At 56.7% G+C, this 17,232-nt stretch carries 14 protein-coding genes; 9 read left to right on the top strand and 5 right to left on the bottom strand.

The features are described from left to right. Positions 1-12: 12 nt before the first annotated feature. From RBB81_RS08465 to RBB81_RS08475, 3 genes are read left to right on the top strand one after another with little or no spacing between them, the layout of a single operon-like run. Positions 13-2,442 (top strand): glycoside hydrolase family 95 protein, encoded by a 2,430-nt coding sequence (locus RBB81_RS08465; RefSeq protein WP_353073373.1) that lies wholly within the window; start codon positions 13-15, stop codon positions 2,440-2,442. Positions 2,443-2,454: 12 nt separating this feature from the next. Then, positions 2,455-4,701, top strand: coding sequence for an alpha-galactosidase (locus tag RBB81_RS08470; RefSeq protein ID WP_353073374.1), 2,247 nt, complete (start codon positions 2,455-2,457; stop codon positions 4,699-4,701). A 51-nt stretch (positions 4,702-4,752) separates the two neighbouring features. Further along, positions 4,753-5,478, top strand: a complete 726-nt coding sequence (locus tag RBB81_RS08475) for an SGNH/GDSL hydrolase family protein (RefSeq protein WP_179581526.1) — start codon at positions 4,753-4,755, stop codon at positions 5,476-5,478. Between the two features lie 30 nt (positions 5,479-5,508). Here the strand turns inward: RBB81_RS08475 and RBB81_RS08480 are convergent, their stop codons facing one another. Beyond that, entirely contained in the window at positions 5,509-5,961 is a 453-nt protein-coding gene (locus tag RBB81_RS08480) for a hypothetical protein (protein ID WP_353073375.1), read from the bottom strand. A gap of 280 nt (positions 5,962-6,241) precedes the next feature. Between RBB81_RS08480 and RBB81_RS08485 the strand changes: the two genes are divergently transcribed. Beyond that, a complete protein-coding gene (locus tag RBB81_RS08485; protein WP_353073376.1) occupies positions 6,242-6,400 on the top strand; it encodes a hypothetical protein in 159 nt (52 codons plus the stop codon). Positions 6,401-6,729: 329 nt separating this feature from the next. On the opposite strand, the gene RBB81_RS08490 is transcribed toward RBB81_RS08485, so the two are convergent. Beyond that, entirely contained in the window at positions 6,730-7,896 is a 1,167-nt protein-coding gene (locus RBB81_RS08490) for a hypothetical protein (RefSeq protein ID WP_353073377.1), read from the bottom strand. Beyond that, on the bottom strand, positions 7,893-9,932 hold the full coding sequence (locus tag RBB81_RS08495; protein WP_353073378.1) for a hypothetical protein: 2,040 nt from the start codon (positions 9,930-9,932) through the stop codon (positions 7,893-7,895). The genes RBB81_RS08490 and RBB81_RS08495 overlap by 4 nt, the downstream gene beginning before the upstream one ends. A gap of 368 nt (positions 9,933-10,300) precedes the next feature. Between RBB81_RS08495 and RBB81_RS08500 the strand changes: the two genes are divergently transcribed. Beyond that, positions 10,301-11,356 carry a LacI family DNA-binding transcriptional regulator gene (locus RBB81_RS08500; protein ID WP_353073379.1) on the top strand — a complete coding sequence of 352 codons (1,056 nt, stop codon included), beginning with the start codon at positions 10,301-10,303 and terminating at the stop codon, positions 11,354-11,356. A 52-nt stretch (positions 11,357-11,408) separates the two neighbouring features. Here the strand turns inward: RBB81_RS08500 and RBB81_RS08505 are convergent, their stop codons facing one another. Further along, positions 11,409-13,511 (bottom strand): alpha-galactosidase D, encoded by a 2,103-nt coding sequence (locus RBB81_RS08505; protein WP_353073380.1) that lies wholly within the window; start codon positions 13,509-13,511, stop codon positions 11,409-11,411. Positions 13,512-13,942: 431 nt separating this feature from the next. Here RBB81_RS08505 and RBB81_RS08510 point away from each other — a divergent pair, with 431 nt between their 5' ends. The 4 genes from RBB81_RS08510 to RBB81_RS08525 all read left to right on the top strand — a co-directional run bounded on the left by RBB81_RS08510 (position 13,943) and on the right by RBB81_RS08525 (position 16,568). Beyond that, positions 13,943-14,443 (top strand): nuclear transport factor 2 family protein, encoded by a 501-nt coding sequence (locus RBB81_RS08510; protein WP_353073381.1) that lies wholly within the window; start codon positions 13,943-13,945, stop codon positions 14,441-14,443. 87 nt (positions 14,444-14,530) lie between these two features. Continuing rightward, positions 14,531-15,439: a DUF4238 domain-containing protein gene (locus RBB81_RS08515; protein WP_423248054.1), complete on the top strand. Its 909-nt coding sequence runs from the start codon at positions 14,531-14,533 to the stop codon at positions 15,437-15,439. Between the two features lie 115 nt (positions 15,440-15,554). Next, on the top strand, positions 15,555-15,983 hold the full coding sequence (locus RBB81_RS08520; protein WP_353073382.1) for an ester cyclase: 429 nt from the start codon (positions 15,555-15,557) through the stop codon (positions 15,981-15,983). A 156-nt stretch (positions 15,984-16,139) separates the two neighbouring features. Beyond that, on the top strand, positions 16,140-16,568 hold the full coding sequence (locus RBB81_RS08525) for a hypothetical protein (RefSeq protein WP_353073383.1): 429 nt from the start codon (positions 16,140-16,142) through the stop codon (positions 16,566-16,568). Positions 16,569-16,769: 201 nt separating this feature from the next. Here RBB81_RS08525 and RBB81_RS08530 read toward each other — a convergent pair whose 3' ends face one another. Beyond that, positions 16,770-17,063 (bottom strand): DUF1330 domain-containing protein, encoded by a 294-nt coding sequence (locus RBB81_RS08530; RefSeq protein WP_353073384.1) that lies wholly within the window; start codon positions 17,061-17,063, stop codon positions 16,770-16,772. Between the last annotated feature and the right edge of the window lie 169 nt (positions 17,064-17,232).

Genomic DNA, 17,232 nt, shown 5'->3' on the forward strand with positions numbered 1-17,232 from the left:
GAGGAGAGGCGGTTGAGTATCGACAGACGCAGCTTCATGCAAGGTAGTCTGGCGCTGGTTGCCCTGCAGCACGCGTCCGCCGGTCTTTTGGAGAAGGGCTCGACAGCAATCGCCGAAGAACTCTGGTACAAACAGCCGGCAAAGCGCTGGCTCGAGGCGCTGCCTGTTGGCAACGGCCGCCTCGGGGGTATGGTCTTCGGTGGCATCCAGAACGAGAGGATCGCGTTGTCAGATTCGACAGCGTGGTCCGGCGCCCCCGCAAAAGGTGAGGTCAACCCGGAAGCGCTCCCACACCTGCGCGAGATACGTGAGCTCTTCTTTGCAGGCAAGTACGACGAAGCGCAAACGCTATGCAGCAAATACCTTCCCGGCCGCATGAAGAACTTCGGTACCAACCTGCCGCTGCCGGATCTACAACTTGCATTCGAGCACGTTGACCAGCCGGTGGAGTACAGACGATCCCTCAGCCTGGACGACGCTATCGCTGCGGTTCGGTTCCAATGCGGCGGCGTTCAATTCGTGCGCGAAATCTTCGCAACGCATACTGACGGTGTAATCGCGCTACAGCTGACCGCTAACCAGCGAAGTGCGATCTCCTTTCGCATGACCTTCAGTAAGGGCGAGATCCCAAATACGACAAGCACAGAGGGGCAGGACACATTAGTACTCAACGGAAGCTGCTTCGAACATAAGCACAGCAGCGGTCATGACGGGGTGGCAATCCAGATTCGAGCGCAGGTGATTGCCCGGGGAGGTGCGACGTCCGCGACGGCTCAGGGCATCACTGTCTCCAGCGCGGATGCTGTAACGATTCTGCTGGCCACCGGCACGAGCTTTCGCGGAGACAACCGAGAGAAGACATCGCGAGAGGCTTTGCGAAGAGCCTCAGGCAAGTCGTTCGCAAAACTTCGCCAGGCGCACCTCGAGGACTATCAGCCCCTGTATCGCCGCACGTCGCTGGACCTTGGCTCCAGCTCCGAGAGCACGCGGCTTCAGCCAACAGACGCACGCCGCAGGGCTCTTGAGGACGGTGGCGACGATCCCGAGCTTGTTACTCTCTTCTTTCAATACGGTCGCTATCTCACGATTGCGGGTTCTCGCGCGGACTCTGTTCTTCCACTTGCATTGCAGGGGATCTGGAACGATGGGCTAGCCAGCAGCATGGGGTGGACCGACGATTTCCATCTGGACATCAACACCCAACAGAACTACTGGCCGACAGAGGTCTGCAATCTTTCAGAGTGTCATGCTCCGCTATTCGGGCTCATTGAAGGTCTTGCCTCCGCAGGTAAGGCGACTGCAAGGGAGATGTACGGCTCACCCGGCTGGGTCGCGCATACGGTCACCAACCCGTGGGGCTACACCGCACCGGGCGGCATAGGGTGGGGCATCGTCGTGACAGCCGGCCTTTGGATTGCCACGCAGATGTGGCAGCACTATGAGTTCACGCGCGACACAGAATTTCTTCGAGCCCGGGCGTATCCGGTACTCCGTGAAGCCGCCGAGTTCTTCCTTGCGTACATGGTGGAGGAGCCGAAACATGGCTGGCTTGTGACTGGACCGTCCGACTCACCGGAAAACTGGTACATCACTCCGTCCGGGCAACACGCCTCGGAGTCGATGGGAAATACAATCGACCGCGTATTCGTTCACGCCTTATTCAGCATGGTCGTGGAGGCCTGCGCTACGTTATCGACCGACGCCGACCTGCGCTCGCGGGTGGAGGCAGCCCGTGCGAAGCTGCCGCCGCTACAGATCGGCCGGCACGGGCAGTTGCAGGAGTGGATGGAAGATTTCGAGGACGCCGAACCGAACCATCGTCACACCTCGCATCTCACGTCGCTTTATCCCTTGCATCAGATCTCGCCGCGCACCACTCCTGCACTGGCCAGTGCATCCGAAGTCACGATCCAGCGTCGCATGAGCGCGCCGCACTGGGAACAGAGTGAGTGGGGCCGAGCGAACCTGGTGGTCTACTACGCACGATTGCTAAAGGGCGAAGAGGCTCACCGGCATCTCGTAAGTCTCATCGCGAAAGCAGCGGACGACAACTTAATGACATACTCCAGCGCGGGTGTGGCCGGAGCTGATTCGAATATCTTCGCTATCGACGGTAACACTGCTGGAAGCGCCGGGATTGCCGAGATGCTGCTGCAGTCTCAAGAGGGCGAGATCGAGTTACTACCTGCGCTGCCAACACCGTGGAGAAATGGAGCCTTTCGTGGTCTCTGCGCACGAGGTGGTTATGTGGTCGCTGTGAAATGGCGCGACGGCAAACTTAGCTCAGCTACGATCGGCGCGAGACGAAGCGGGTCAGTCCCCGTCCGCTATCGCGACCGAATCACTCAAATTCATTTGCAAGCCGGTCAACAGGTCCGATTGCGGCCGGAGAACTTCCTCGATAAAGCGGCCGTCATCTCCGACTCTGCCACCCAAACGTAGGAGCTTGTATTCATGAATTGTTGCACTGCCATTTCGGTTCTCCGGGTACGTATCGCCGCTCTGGCACTGGCCCTATCTCCTTGCGTCGCCCTCAACGTGAGCGCCCAAACCACGCCGGCTACCATCCAATTCGATTCCACCTCTGGTGTATTTCGCATCGATGCCGCTGACAGCACCTATGTGTTCGGTATTAACGAAGTAAAGGGGCTCCAGAACCTGTATTGGGGCAAGCATCTCACTGCAAGCGATCACTTTGCTGCTGCACACAGTACGCCTGAGGCTTCATCCTTTGAACTTCCCGTCACCGTCACTCCACAGGAGTATGTAGGGTGGGGAGGTGGACTCTATGTCGACCCGGATCTGAAGATCACCTTCCCGGACGGCAACCGAGACCTTGCATTGAAGTACGTTTCGCATCACATTGATGGAGATAGGCTTTCCGTAGTAATGAAAGACATCTCGCGCGAGGTATATGTCGTGCTTGACTACCAGGCGGATGAGGATACGGGAATCCTTCGCCGCTCCGCAACGGTAGAAAATCGCACCGATGCTCCGTTCACGGTGGAACAGATTGCAGCAGGCACGTGGAGTCTCCCGCGTGGCACCGACTATCGGCTTCGCTATCTCACCGGCCGCTGGGCGGGCGAATGGAACGTGCAGGAGCGGCACATTGAGCCCGGTAAAACCGTACTCGAGAGCCGCCGCGGTACAACCGGCGCACAGAATAATCCGTGGTTCGCCATCGACCGCAAAGGCGCAGGCGATCAGGATGAAGGTGAGGTATGGTTCGGCGCTCTCGGCTGGAGCGGGTCATGGCAGATATCTGTGGAGCAGGATCAACTCCAACAAGTGCGCGTTACCGGCGGCCCGAATGCCTTCGACTTCGGTTATCTGCTCAAGCCTCGCGAAAAGCTCACCACGCCGAACTTCTATGGAGGCTACTCTGACCACGGCATCGGTGGTGCATCGCGGCTGATGCATCGTTACGAAATTGACTCGATCTTGCCTCGCCATCCCAAGCTAAAGCTGCGACCCGTCCTCTACAACTCGTGGGAAGCAACTGGCTTTGACGTAAATGAGGCTGGCCAGATGGCGCTCGCCGAAAAAGCTGCAAGCATCGGCGTCGAGCGCTTTGTGATGGATGACGGATGGTTCGGCGAACGCAAGAATGACCATGCTGGCCTCGGCGACTGGTACGTGAACCCGCAAAAGTTCCCGCACGGTCTCAAGCCGCTCATCGATAAGGTGCACTCTCTAGGCATGGACTTCGGTCTGTGGGTAGAGCCTGAAATGGTGAACCCAGACAGCGATCTTTACCGCAATCATCCTGACTGGGTATTGAACTTCCCAGATCGTCCGCGGACCGAGGGACGCAACCAGCTGGTGTTGAATCTGGCCAGGCCCGATGTGCGGGCGTATATCTACAGTTTTCTCGACAAGTTGCTCACACAGAACGACATTGCCTTTCTCAAGTGGGACTACAACCGTAACTGGTCCGAACCCGGCTGGCCGGCGGTTGCGCCCGACACAGAGAAGAACGTCTACGTCGACTTCACCAATAACTTCTACACCATCCTCGCCGAGCTGCGGCAGAAGCATCCGAATGTGGAGATCGAGTCCTGCTCCGGTGGTGGTAGCCGTGTTGATCTAGGTGTCATGCGCTACACCGATGAAGTCTGGCCTTCTGACAACACCGATGCTTTCGACCGGCTGCTCATCCAGAACGGCTTCACCTATGCGTACTCGCCCGGAGTCATGATGGCGTGGGTGACGGACTCACCCACCTGGGTGAACAGTCGGTCACTCTCACTCGAGTATCGCTTCCTGTCGTCCATGCAGGGGTCGCTCGGCATCGGAGCCAACCTGAACAAATGGACGCGCGAAGACCTGGACGAGGCCCGGAAGATGGTCGCTGCATACAAGTCCATTCGTGAAACGGTTCAACGCGGTTCTCTCTACCGGCTGATTACTCCGGAGAACAACAGCGAGCAGTCCGTCACGGAGACTGTTGCACGTGATGGCAAACAAGCTGTCACGTTTGCCTTCCTTCATTCCAGCCGCGAGCTTTATCCATTTCCGCTCCTTCAGCTCCGCGGACTCGAAGAGAACGCAACCTACACCCTATCCATGATCGCCGGAGACGTTGGCGACGGAACGCCCACCGCCGCTTCCGGCTCGTACTGGATGAATCATGGGCTTGATCTCAAACTCCGCGGCGATTTTCAGGCGCTGGCATTCACCTTGACCCGCACGAAGTAATCATGAGCGCTCGTGCGCTAAGTTAAGAGCAGTCATCATCAGGAGGATGATTTGCACGTATCCACGCGTCTGCGCAACCTGACTCATAATGGCAACCGCAAAGCTATTTACTGGTCCATTGCGATAGCAGCGTTGCTCGCCGGAGCGACGCTGCTTGCCCAGGGTCAGAGACAGACTTCCATTCCGGAAGAGATTGAGTGGACGTGGGAGGTGCGGCCACTGCGCGCAGATCCGGCTCTTCCAAACGTGCTGCTGCTCGGAGATTCCATCACGCGTAACTACTTTCCTGAAGTTACGAAGGACTTGAAAGGGGCCGCGAATGTCTATCTCATGGCCGTCTCCACCTCAGTGGGGGATCCGCGACTTCCGCGACAAATTGAGGAGTTCGCAGCCATGGAGCATGTCGTTTTCCAAGTGGTTCATTTCAACAACGGTATGCATGGATGGGACTACACAGAGGCGCAGTACAAGGCTGCGTTGCCTGATCTGCTGCACAGCGTTGAGCAGATCGCTTCGAATCATCATGCAATGATCTGGGCGACGATCACGCCCGTGCAGATCCAAGCTTTCAATGGCGCCACGAATGAGCGAATCAACGAGCGGAACCGGATTGCCCTCGCGTTGTTCTCTTCGGCTGGGATCACGATTGATGACCAGCACGCGCTCATGATGAGGCATCTGGACACCTACGAGGACACAGTACATTTTGGACCCGCAGGCGCGGTCTTCATGGGTGATCAGGCCGCCGAAACGATTCGCGCGGCCCTGCGGAAGTGAGGCGGCTTTCGGAAAAGATCGTTCGGTGGTTTATCCCAACGACCAACGAAGAAGTTGCTCGACATCGCAGGACTGTGTCGAAACCGTTCCTTTCGCAAGAGTAGGAGATACCACGATTGCCGTTGTACCTGACTCGTGCCACGCAATGAACCGGCAGTTTTCCTCACCCTGCAGCCGGTTCAGGTTGATCCAGGTGTAGTAGGCGCCCATCTCAGCGTCAACCAGCGATCCGCGCGGGTCCAGCTCCTGTTCGGCATCTTCGACCGAAATCAACTCATTCATCGGCCGTTCTGCCTGCCGCGGGGCATATCGCAGAACCAGCGTGTCCGGACGTGCACGTCGCAGCAACTCGCGGGCCGTCCACTGGACGAACGTCGTGCTGAAGATCTGTGTGCCGGCCCCTTCCGTCAAGATACTTAGTTCGAAGTGACGAAGGACTTCGTCTGAACCCCCCGGCGAATTGCCGAGTTGTGTCGGCACCATCTGCATCATCCTGCTGCGCAGCTCTTCCGGACCAACCGAGCCTAACGAGCGTGCAGTAACCATATATTGAAGCAAGTTGCGCCCGCGTTGGCGCGAGGCTTCCGTAAGAGATGGAGATAACACCCGTTAGAGCGCGCATATCTTCCGTCTGTCCACCGTCCACGTACCAGTGGGCATAAGGAACAGGGTCAGCCTGTGCACGCTTCTCCAGAAGCGACATGACTGCCTTCAGGCCGCCCGTGGCACGGACATTTTCGAAGCAGGTTCCATGCGGACGCAGATGACGAAACAGATCTTGTTCGACGGGAGCATCCCGGCCGACAATAACGATAGAAAGTCGATCCCGGACCTTCTCCTGCTGCATACGGATCTGCGCGAGTTGATCGCCGTAAGCTGCTCCGGCTACATGAAAGGCATCCATGGCCTCCGCGCTCCATAGAAATGCTGTCATCTCTTCCACCGCGCGCGAAGGCTGCGCGGCCCATCCAATGCGTTGAAAACATGGGGCGATCGGAAGAGCTTCGAAACGAGCCAGAGTCTGCTGAAGGTCGGGACGCTCGCTCCTCTTTCGTAACGTATGCAGCTGCGCCTCTGTCTCAGCGCGCTCGACTGGGAACTGCCAGTCATAGCCCATCAGCTCTCGAAGAAACACGGCGAGGAAGGCAACCGGCAAGCTGGTCAACGTGGGCAGATATCGTTGAGCAAGATCACGCGCCTGTGGCGGGTATTGCGCGAAGTCGGACGATTGGAGCGAAGCTGACGAGGAGATCATAAAACCTCTGTCAGCAGGTTCCCGCGGCTGAATCGCGCGTTGCAGCCAAGCAGATGTGCGAGCGTAGGCACCAGGTCCACGGACTGTACGGGCCGGTCGACTGTGACGTTCTGACGAATGTTCGGGCCCATTGCCATAAGCCAGGTGGTACGAGAGAGTGCGTCGCCTGTACGGTGGTGCTGGAACCCATTGCCGCCGGGGCTCATGTCCGAGTCACGACCGAAGTCCGGCAGTATGAACAGATTCGTTTTGCGCGCGTACTCGGGGCTGCACTGAACAGTCTTCCACAGGTCCGCGCAGATGCGATCGGTGCGGGTGATCGCTTCGGTGTAAAGCGAGAAGGCCCCGGAATGGGCAATGTCTATGTCATGCAGGGTGATCCAAAGCAGGCTAGGCGCTACCGTTTGCATCACGTGCTGCGCGATATACAGCGACAACTCATCCGGGCTTTGCGATTTGCGCGCATGTGCCAGGAAATCATCCATCGAAAGCTTCATCAACTCCGCCATTCCATGCAGCGAATCCTGGCGTTTCGCTGTAAGTAGTGAAGCGATAGGCGACTCGTAGTTGTCCCGAAGGAGCTGGTCATAGTCGGTGACGGCGTGGTGGTTGGCGAGGGTGAGCAGTTGCTTGGGCAGCACAACCGTTGCACCGAGCCCGCGGCCATAAAGCCTGTGATTGCTCTCGCCAATGTGGTCAAAGCCGTTGCTGGGAGCAATCACCCAAACGTCCGATGCTGGTCGTTGCCGATCCTGTCTGTAGTATTCAAAGATCGTCGGGTTGCTCGGTGCGATCGGCATGAAGTTGTCGAAGGTTTCGTAACAACCGGTTGCAAGGCCCGCGTTGGCGACATAATGGCCTAGGATCCCACGATTGACCACCTGTGTGTAGAACGTCGCCTGCGGTGCAAGTTCTTCCAGCAAACGGGGAATGTAACGTTGACCTTCAGGAGCGAACGTCTCTTCATCTCGGGCTCCGCCACCAAAGGTCACAACGAGTGTCTTCGGTGCAGGAGGAAGGGCTGCCGCTCGCAATGGCGATGCAAAGAACATCGCTGCAGCAGTGCCCGTGCCCGCGGCTGAGCGCAAGAACTCGCGACGGCTGATCGCTCGCTCACACGACATACGGAACATCTCTCTACTCCACTCGCGTTCCATGCTCATCTCACCTTGTTCTTCGCGCCTCTGCTCTCACCTCGTATCCTCTCGCTCGGGCCGGATACCTCAATCAGGCGCGATTCGGAGGGTGTCAGAACGACTGGAATGTCGCTTCCTGACACCGGAGCGGAGGCGCCGGAGGCGACATCGCGTGCAACAGAGCCCTTGAATTCGGGATCGATGCGATTGAGATTCACTTGGATGGTGTGCGTCTCCTTGTCGTCGTAATTGAACACGGCAATGTAATAACCGTGTGCGGATGATCGCGCGAAGACTCTTGCGGCAGCATCCCCTGTGTCGCCTTCGACGGGGCGAAAGACCTTCCCTTCATCGCCTACCTTCATGAGAGCGCGATTGTTATAGACCTGCAACGCCATTGCTTGCCCCTCAGGATCGTCCGCCAGCCGCGTGCTATCCAAAATCATGCCTCCGCTGACGATCGTCGATAGAAGGCGGCTTCGAGCTTCCACGAGATTGCGTGCGCCCTCATCGGCCTTGGTCCCTAATGGGATGTGGTCGGGATCGATAATGTACAGACTTTCGTCCGTCCACCAGGCATACGTCAACGCATTCAACATATATTCTGTGGATTGATCTTTGCCGCTGATGTGACCTTTGGTATCGCATGAGAGTCGCCTTGCGTGGCCATAGCCGGAAGGGAACAGCGGGGCGATGGAAAGGCTCAAGAACATGCGCCCGGCGTTCGCCTTCAAAACGTCCTGCATGCCCAGGTTATAGGCCTCGGTTCCGGTCTGAATCGCGGGATCAGCGTGTTTGCCTTCCAGTGCGCCGTGGCTGAGAAAGTCTAGCTTGAGATACTTGAAGCCCATCTTCGCGAGCGTGTCGATATAGAACTGCGTCCGCAGACGTGTGCCCGGCGCGGTCGGATCAATAGGTTTGCCACCGTCAACGGTCGGCAAAAATGCGCCGTCAGGCCCTTTAAGCAGAATGTCGCGATACCGGTACTTTCCATTCGTGCCCTCTACGAATGCGTCGAGATCGCCGCCCCAGGCAGCGAATGGAGTCCAATAGATGCCTGGTTCGAAGACGGTGCCGTCGTTCGATCTCATCGATTTCACAGTGGCCATCGCGTCTTCGAGAGCAACCCCGTCGAGACTAGACCAAAAAGCATCGAAGTTGATGTAGACCACCTTCCGCGAAAATCCTTCAGGGCTTAGCTTGTCGCGTACGAACTGTGCGGAAGCGATGTAGCGTTGGCGATTGATCTTGTCGGCGTACGCGGCCCAACTATTCCAGCCAAGGGGGCGCGGACCGGACCAGGCGAGCGGTGGATGCAGTTCGGCGTTCCGTTTGCCGTAAGCCTCCATGCCACTACGCCAGTCACTGAACTCCCCCACCATCACGCGGGGAGACAGCACCTTATCGCCGCTCACGACGCCATGAGCGATAAAGTCATGCGTATCGCTCCGTTCGCCAAGTTGCCCCTGCAAACCGCCGAAGACCTCGACGTCTTTCAACCATCCATTCTCTGCGTGGACATCCAGCGAAGTCTTCCAGACATCGTGCGTCAACGATCCGAAAACAAAGCCCCGACGGCTTGCATTGTCATAGATCGTCGTCACCTCGTTGCTTGTGACACGTTGGTCGGGTTGATCTAGAGCCACGGCGTTGAAGCGAAACCACATATCATTGTCATACGGCACGTGGAGCACACGCAGTGTGTCCTGGTGCATCATCTGGAATGCTCCTTCTCCCTGTACCCGCACTGCGACGAAGCGATTAGTCGCAACAGGAGTGGTCGAGGCATCCAGTTCAGCTTGGATCTCTACCCACGGCCTTCCGGCTGAGATATAAACACGCTGGATCAGTGAAGGCAGACCAAGCTGAGTGTGTTCGATCGTGATCTCGTGCGCGCCGTAAATGACTTTGTGCTTTGTGTACGCGTCAGTGGTAAGCAGACGTCCGTCGGTCAGAGTTACATTTGACGTGAGCCCATGTAACTGGCTTCCATCCCGCCATCGCAGAGTGATTTCGCCCGTTGTAGAATCGACGTTCACCACGACAGTTTTCGTGTAAGACACGTTAGAGCTCTGCGCGCGAATGCAATTGGTCGCCGCACACGCGAGAACAAGAGAGAAGACTAATGATGCCGTGGATGTTCGATTCAGCTTCAGAATCATGGAGGCTCTCAAAAAGAGGTCTGCGACCCATGGATTGCAGTCAAAGCATCGGGTTAGTCATCTTGGCGACTGTTTTTGGATCTAAAATGTATCCGGTTACAATCAAACTCACAATATAGCGCCGCTTTGAAGTGTGTCAACCTCGCAAGGTGTTCCTGGCCGATGTTTCCGTCGGGCTGCTCTCGACAATCGCGTAGACTGAGCGGGAGATGGATCGTGGCAAATTTGAAGTTTTAGCAACAGATTTCGCAGTCGCGGAGACGGAATCCATGCGCCAGAAGGCCGAGAAGTCAGGTCCTAAAAAGCCTGCGACGATGCGTGATGTGGCAAGTCAAGCAGGCGTCTCAGTAGCCACGGTCTCGCGCGCCTTGGACGGCTCTTCGCTCGTGACAGAGGAGACTGCGCTCGCAGTACGACGCGCGGTAGCGAAACTCAATTTTGTCCCAAACATATCGGCGCGCACGCTAAAGTATGGGCAGAGTCATGCGATCGGTGTCATCGTTCCGGACCTGACAAACCCATTCTTTTCAGAATTCCTTCGGGAATTTGAGGCGCTAGCCTCAGCCAACGGGCAGGTTGTTCTGCTGGCGAACGCAGAGGCCAGTGTTGGTGGGGCTCTTACGTCGGTCCGTCAATTGCTAATGAGACTTGTCGACGGCGTCGTGGTTCTCCCATCGCTCGACGAACTGGAGCCCTATCAATTGCTGACGCTTCGCAAGGTTCCTACGGTGGCCATTGATAGCCGTCGAACCGGCCCAAGCTTCAGTGACGTGAGTCTGATGCATGAGGAGGGAATGAGGCAAGCGGTCGGTTATTTGAAGGACCTTGGACACCAAAAGATCGCTTTCATCGGCGGTTCGCCGGGACTCATGATCTCGAAGTTGAGATTGGAGGCCTTTCAAGCCTCGCTAAAGATGCACGGAATTACAGTCCGCCACGAGTATCTCCGCCATGGAAACTATCGTGCGGACGGCGGAGACCGTGAGTTGCGCAACCTCATGCTCCTGGCCGACAGGCCAACTGCAGTCATTGGAGTCAATGATTTGACTGCGCTGGGAGCTCTTCGGGCGGCACGTACACTGAACATCTCTGTCCCAGGTGAGGTCTCCGTAGTCGGGTTCGATGGCATCGAACTGGATGACCTGGTATCGCCGAGTCTGACAACCATGAGCGTTTCTCGCAAGCTCATCGCCCAAAGCTGTCACGGAGCTTTAGAGGAGATGCGCCTCGGGCGAGGCGGTTCCGGCAGACAGCTCTACATTCCTGTTGAACTTATCGTTCGTCAATCGACAGGCCGTCCACTTCGTAAAACGACGAAGCATTAAGCGAAAAAAAGGCCTCTTCTATTTACGAAGAGGCCCGAACGTTTAGTACCAACTAGAAGGTTAGCGGCGAAATGGTGATTGAGTCCAAATCGGGTGCGTAGTTCGACGGGTTATCGAACACGATCTGATTCTTGCCAGCCGTAAGCTGTACCTGGATAACAGTGCTCGTCGGCGTGCCAAAGCTGTATCCATTGAGGTCGAGCTCTTTGGCCGGCTGATCGTTTATGGTGACGAAGAACGATCGTGGCCCTTGCGTGAAATAGTCGATTTCAAGATTGTAGGTGCCAGCGGATTGCACCTCGACATCAGAGAAGGTCACACTGTTTCCGACCCCGCCGCCGATGTTTCCGGCCTTGGCCAGCCCGGAGGCATTGCCGTTGAACCCTGCGCTTGCAGAGCCACCGAGCGTTGCCAGTTCCGCTTCGTAGGTCTGCGTCTCAGGATACGACGCGGTTCCGTTTCCACTGATCACGATACGGTCGAGATCGGGAGGATAACTGATCGGGTTGCCGAACTCGATGCTGTTGTCGCCTTTTTTCAACTTCACGGGAATGGTCAGCTTGGAAGGAATGTTGCCGCTTCCACCGCTGGAGTTGAGCGTGATTGCGGGGCCTCCGTTGACGTTGATGATGTAAGAGCGGGTGCCCAGCGTAGCCGAATCGACTTCCATGTTGTAGACGCCGTCGCGATCGACCTTTACGTCGTCGAAGAAAACGTTGTTGTTCGGGCCGAGACCGATGTAACCAACCTTCTTGCCCTCCGAGCACAAGGGACAATCGGCGACCTGGGCCGAACCGGTGAGCGTGGCCAGATAAGCCTCATAGCTGGTGGACTTGGATGGAGGGACGTTGAATACACTACGCACCTTTAGCAGGCGAACGCCATGGCCCGGGAGAATGGTCGAGTATTCAAGCAGCGAGGGTCCGAGCTCTGTGTGGCTCCACAGGTCTCGCGTGGTAAGCGTGGCGGCGAAGCCAAGATTGCTCCAGGGCAGGGTCACGCGAGTAGGTGCGGCGTTCAGGTTGAAGAGAGCGACGTAATATTCGCCATTGCCCAGATTCGAAGCCCAGATTGGCGTGAAGCCTGCGCGGATCTGTTGCGCGGGATGGCCCGACTGGTCGACAGCTATCACCTCGTCGTTGCCCAGAATCTTCTTACCTGTCGCTGACATCTTCGTCAGGTCGCCCCCGATGTAGAGCGGTGCGTTGGCCATAGCCCAGAAGCTAATCGACGTCTGCTGCTCCTGGGGTGTGATGCCATCGGTCGCGTCGTTACCGATCTCAAGGGAGTCAAGATCGTTCCATCCCAGGGTGGGTCCCGCGGCCGATTCCCAACTGGGAAGATCGAGAAAGCGGACTTGGATGCGATTCCACTCTGTCAGAAACGGACAATCTCCCTCGCACTCCACGTCGCCTTCGATGCGCCTGGAGTTACTGGTCGCCTCCCAGTCTGCGATGTAATCCTGATCGAGCGCCCAGGATATTGTCAGCCAGATTGGCCGTCTGTTCTGCGCAATTGCCTTTGAAAATGCAGCTACGTCGGGGCGATTGTCAATGTTGGTGTTGTCGTTATAGGAGCCTGGCGTAACAGCGTCGAGTTTTATGAAGTCCGCACCCCACGAGGCATAGAGGTCGACAATGGAGTTGATGTACTCCTGCGCTCCGGGCTTGGTGTAGTCGATCTTGTCGCCTCCGCCGAAGGCGTTGGCGATGGTCGCCGGCTTCACGATGATGTCCTGGAGGTGGTAAGGGGTACCTAGGATTGGCTTATTGGCTGCTACCTGATCGGTGCCGACGCCAGGGTTCAGGTACATGCCGAACTTCTGCCCGTTGGCATGAATATGCTGGATCATCGCGACGACGTCGGGGAAGCGTGTCGTGTCGAACAGCGTACGGCCATAGGCGTCTGAAGCACCGGTCCAGCCGGCATCGACGTTGATATAAATGTATCCGTGCGGCTGCAGGCCGGACTGCCGCAGAGCGTCGGACTGCGCGATGATGCTGTCCTGGGTGAGGAAGGTCTGGGTGGGAGTGATTGTCTGTTGGCTATAGGTGCTCCAGCCGAGATACGGTCGTTGGCCCACTCCATTCACCTGCGCGTGAGTTCCGGTTACGCAGGCTATGAGCGCTGTGGCAAGTAAGAGGCGAGATTTCACGATAGTTTGCATCCAGAAAAGCGGTTTTCTCAGCATTCGGATCTCCCATTGCGAATAGTTGCGCGTGTCAGTCCTCACTTTTAGATTTTCAATAGTGAAGATTAACTTGCGCCAATGAAAAATACTCCTATCCCGAAAGATTTGGCAAGTGACTTTTCAATAAAGATGAATTGTTGACGATTAGCCGACGAATGAGATGGTCCGCCGCTTTCATCCTCTGTTGGGCAGAGGATAGGAGTAGCAGTTCGCTTTCATTCAATCTGGATATTTACAATCATCGAAGGCAGACGCTCGCATCGCATCGCAAGTTGTTGAATCCAACGAAGCAAAACGTTCACTTTAAACGTCACCGCACAGACGCGGAAGCGATACTGATTGCGACAGTATCCCTAACGGTCACACGAGCCAGATATCCGGTAGGAGATGATCACTTGAAACTCACGAAGGTCCTCTTCTGCGCAGTCGCGATCCTTGCGTTGGGTGTGCTTCCCTTGTCAGGTCAAATGTCAGGTCAAATGTCAGGCAATGGTCAAACCCACACCAAGCCGACCGAAAGCGAGCGCAACGAGTTGCTCACGGTTCGCCTGCTCGTGTGGAACAGCTACTTCGACAACGATCAAAAGCAATTGAAGAAGCTGATCGGGGAAGACTTCCTGACGATCAATCCTGGAGAGGAACACTGGCAGGACAAAGCAGAGTTCCTGGCCGGAGCTCAGCACTTCGCGGAACATCACGGCAAACTCGTCTCCTTGGACTTCCCGAAGACCGAGATCCAGGAGTTCGGAGACGTCGCCGTCCTCTACTCCCTCGTACGCATCACGATGGAGAGCGACGGCAAGCGCGAATCTCTCAACTGCCGCTCGACCGAGGTCTTTCACAAGCGAGAGGGCCAGTGGGTGAACACGGGCGCACACGTCGACTCGGGACGATAAGCAAGTTAGAGGGCTAACATTCGATCACATCATGCACCAACGCGGCATCTGCTCGAACGCTTCACCTTCAAGGACAAGAGTTCAAGGGTGGGCCGTGCGCTCTGGGTGTACGAGAAGGGGCGTGCCGCAAGAACGTCTAAGAATTTGGACGGCGAATGTGTCGAGCGTGGTTATTTCGCTGGGGCAAGTAACGGCGAGAGCGAACAGGAAGTTGATGAAAGATTCAATAGTGAATATGAAGCGCCCTTCAACAGAATTTTGCCTTCAATAGATGCTAATCTTCACATTTTCGACAGCAGAGAGATCCGAGAGATAACCGCTCGTTATGTATCTCACATTTTTCATCGAACTCTTGCTCTACGTAGCGGCAACGAGTCTCTGATGAGCGGAATGCTTTCTGAATATAGTTCGATTGCAGCAGATCCAACACGGCTTCGTGGGTATACCGCGAAAATTAGCGTTGTTGCCCGTAAACCGGTCGCGATGGCCGAGGTCAAAGCTGCGCTCTTGCGTAGTACTGAAGAAATGTTGACCGAAACCGCCGTCCAATCGCGATACGTGAACGACATCGACAGGGCAACAGGGGCCCTCGCTTCAAAATTAGTCGATCTTAGGTGGTCCGCCATTCGTTGTAAGGCTGATGAAAGCTTTGTTATCTCGGATACCCCGATTGTCTCAATCACCAAAGATCGCTTCGGAAAAGTAAGCTACGGAGAAGGCATCAGTAAGCCGATGGCCGAATGGTTTCTGCCAATTTCTCATCATCGCGTCATTAGAATCTCCCACAATGCAGCAATTACGGAATTCGCCGATGAAAAGATAGTTCGAGAACTTAACGCTGCGCAGATTCTAACGATGTCAAGACGCGTTTATGGTCGGCACCACTCTCCATGGGTTGACGAGACGGTCCAGACCTACGGTGGAATCTACAAATTTCATCGAGATGTTTTCAAGGGCACACCTGCTGATGCCAACGAAAGTTTCTTCGACCTTTAGGCGGGTGCCCATTCATGCAGTTTCATCGCATGAGTGGCCTTCGAGCGAAGCTCGAACCGCATTCATGGCCCCCAACTCATCCCCGTGCTAGTCTTTCCAGCACCGAGGTGTCACGATGTCCTTAGCCGCCAACAAGGCCCTTGCACAACGCTGGTTCGAAGAAGTCTGGAACCAGGGCAAAGAATCCACCATCGACGAACTCTTTCACCCACAAGGCAAAGGCTACGGCTTTCCCGAGCCCCACTCCGTTCTCATTGGCCCGGAAGCCTTCAAGACCATACACCGCCAGTTCCATAGCGCCTTCGGAGACATTCACATCACCATCGACGACCTCGTCGCCGAAGGAGATCTCGTCGCCATACGCTGGACCGCCACCATGAAGCACACCGGCGACGGCCTCGGCTTTCCCGCCACCGGCAAAACTGCAACCCTGCCCGGCGCCTCTTTCATCACCTGCCGCGACGGCATCATGACAGAAGGCTGGAACTCCATGGACATGACTAAACTAACCCTCCAGCTCCAGGAGCGAGACGCTCAGATCTAAAAATAAGTCATCCATCTCCCATCATCCGGGTGCCCCATTCATGCTGTTTCACTGCATGAGTGGGCCTTCTAGCGAAGCTCGAACCGTCCGTCACCCTCCCCCGAACCCGCTTCCTACGCCCTCCTAGGCGCATCCAATCAAGGAGGAGGGCCCATCGTGCGCCACGCATTCCCCACTCTATTTATCGCGCTCCTCATCCTATCCCTCGCCACTCACACCCAGAGCGCCTCTGCCCAGAACACCCAGACCACGCCCACCCAGACTCAAACTCAGCCCCAACCCCGCAGCCCCGGCGGTGACGTAGGCAGCGGAGCCGGCGACATCGGCAAGGGCACCGCTAAGGGAACCGGAGCCGCAGCCGAGGGCGTCGGAAAAGGCGCCGGCGATCTCGTCACCCTCCATCCCATCGACGCCGCCGGCAACGTCGGCAAAGGTGCAGGCGTCGCCGGAAAAGACGTCGGCGTCGGCGCAGCCAAAGGCACCGGCAAAGTCGCCAAGGGCACAGGCCGCGGCATCGGCAAGATCTTCCACCACGGCCATCACGACGAGGACACCACCCCGTCCCCATCCAACCCACAAAACTAAACCCGGCTCAGGGAGTACTCCCGAAGCCCGGGTGCCCCATCCTTCGCGACTCTGCGAAGGGTGGGATGCAGAAAGCTCGAACCGCCTCACCTCAGCGAATCGGAAAAACCATCAAGCCGGGTGCCCCATATCTCGATTTTGAGATGTGGGCATTCGAGCGAAGCTCGAACCTTCGCAGCATCCTCAAACAGGACCGTGCGATCAGGCTCCTTCAGCAATCCGAAAATCTCTCTTCACGCCCGGCCCAAGCACAGCCAGAGCCTTCTTATAATCCGCGGTCTCATGCGCCGCCAAAGCATCCGCGTAGCTGTTAAACTCCACCACCACCGTCATCTGCTTCAACCCCGCCTCCAAAGCCGTAACCTCACTCTTCGGCGACACCAGAAGACGCGCCCCAAACGGCGCCAGCGCCGCTCCAGCCAACTCCACATAGCTCTTCATCATCGCCTCGTCACCAACCGTATGGTACGAGACCACCCAATAACCCTTCTTCATGTCGTCCTCTCTCGAATCCATTCGCAACTTGGATGCGACCGGCCAGCAAACGACTCATCCTCTCCGGCAGCCGGGTGCCCCACTCCTGCAGTCTCATCGCATGAGTGGGCCTTAGCAAAGCTCGAACCGAACCCGCCAGCGTCCACCATCAAAAACGAATCTAGTCATA

The sequence above is a fragment of the Tunturibacter gelidoferens genome, from assembly GCF_040358255.1.
Taxonomy (GTDB): domain Bacteria; phylum Acidobacteriota; class Terriglobia; order Terriglobales; family Acidobacteriaceae; genus Edaphobacter; species Edaphobacter gelidiferens.

What these genes read in the sequence shown, in the direction of transcription:
- RBB81_RS08480 (WP_353073375.1), bottom strand. Translation starts at nt 5,961, where the DNA reads ATGGTGCCGACACAACTCGGCAATTCGCCGGGGGGTTCAGACGAAGTC.
- RBB81_RS08470 (WP_353073374.1), top strand. Translation starts at nt 2,455, where the DNA reads ATGAATTGTTGCACTGCCATTTCGGTTCTCCGGGTACGTATCGCCGCT.
- RBB81_RS08485 (WP_353073376.1), top strand. Translation starts at nt 6,242, where the DNA reads ATGACGAAACAGATCTTGTTCGACGGGAGCATCCCGGCCGACAATAAC.
- RBB81_RS08500 (WP_353073379.1), top strand. Translation starts at nt 10,301, where the DNA reads ATGCGCCAGAAGGCCGAGAAGTCAGGTCCTAAAAAGCCTGCGACGATG.
- RBB81_RS08490 (WP_353073377.1), bottom strand. Translation starts at nt 7,896, where the DNA reads ATGAGCATGGAACGCGAGTGGAGTAGAGAGATGTTCCGTATGTCGTGT.
- RBB81_RS08520 (WP_353073382.1), top strand. Translation starts at nt 15,555, where the DNA reads ATGTCCTTAGCCGCCAACAAGGCCCTTGCACAACGCTGGTTCGAAGAA.
- RBB81_RS08530 (WP_353073384.1), bottom strand. Translation starts at nt 17,063, where the DNA reads ATGAAGAAGGGTTATTGGGTGGTCTCGTACCATACGGTTGGTGACGAG.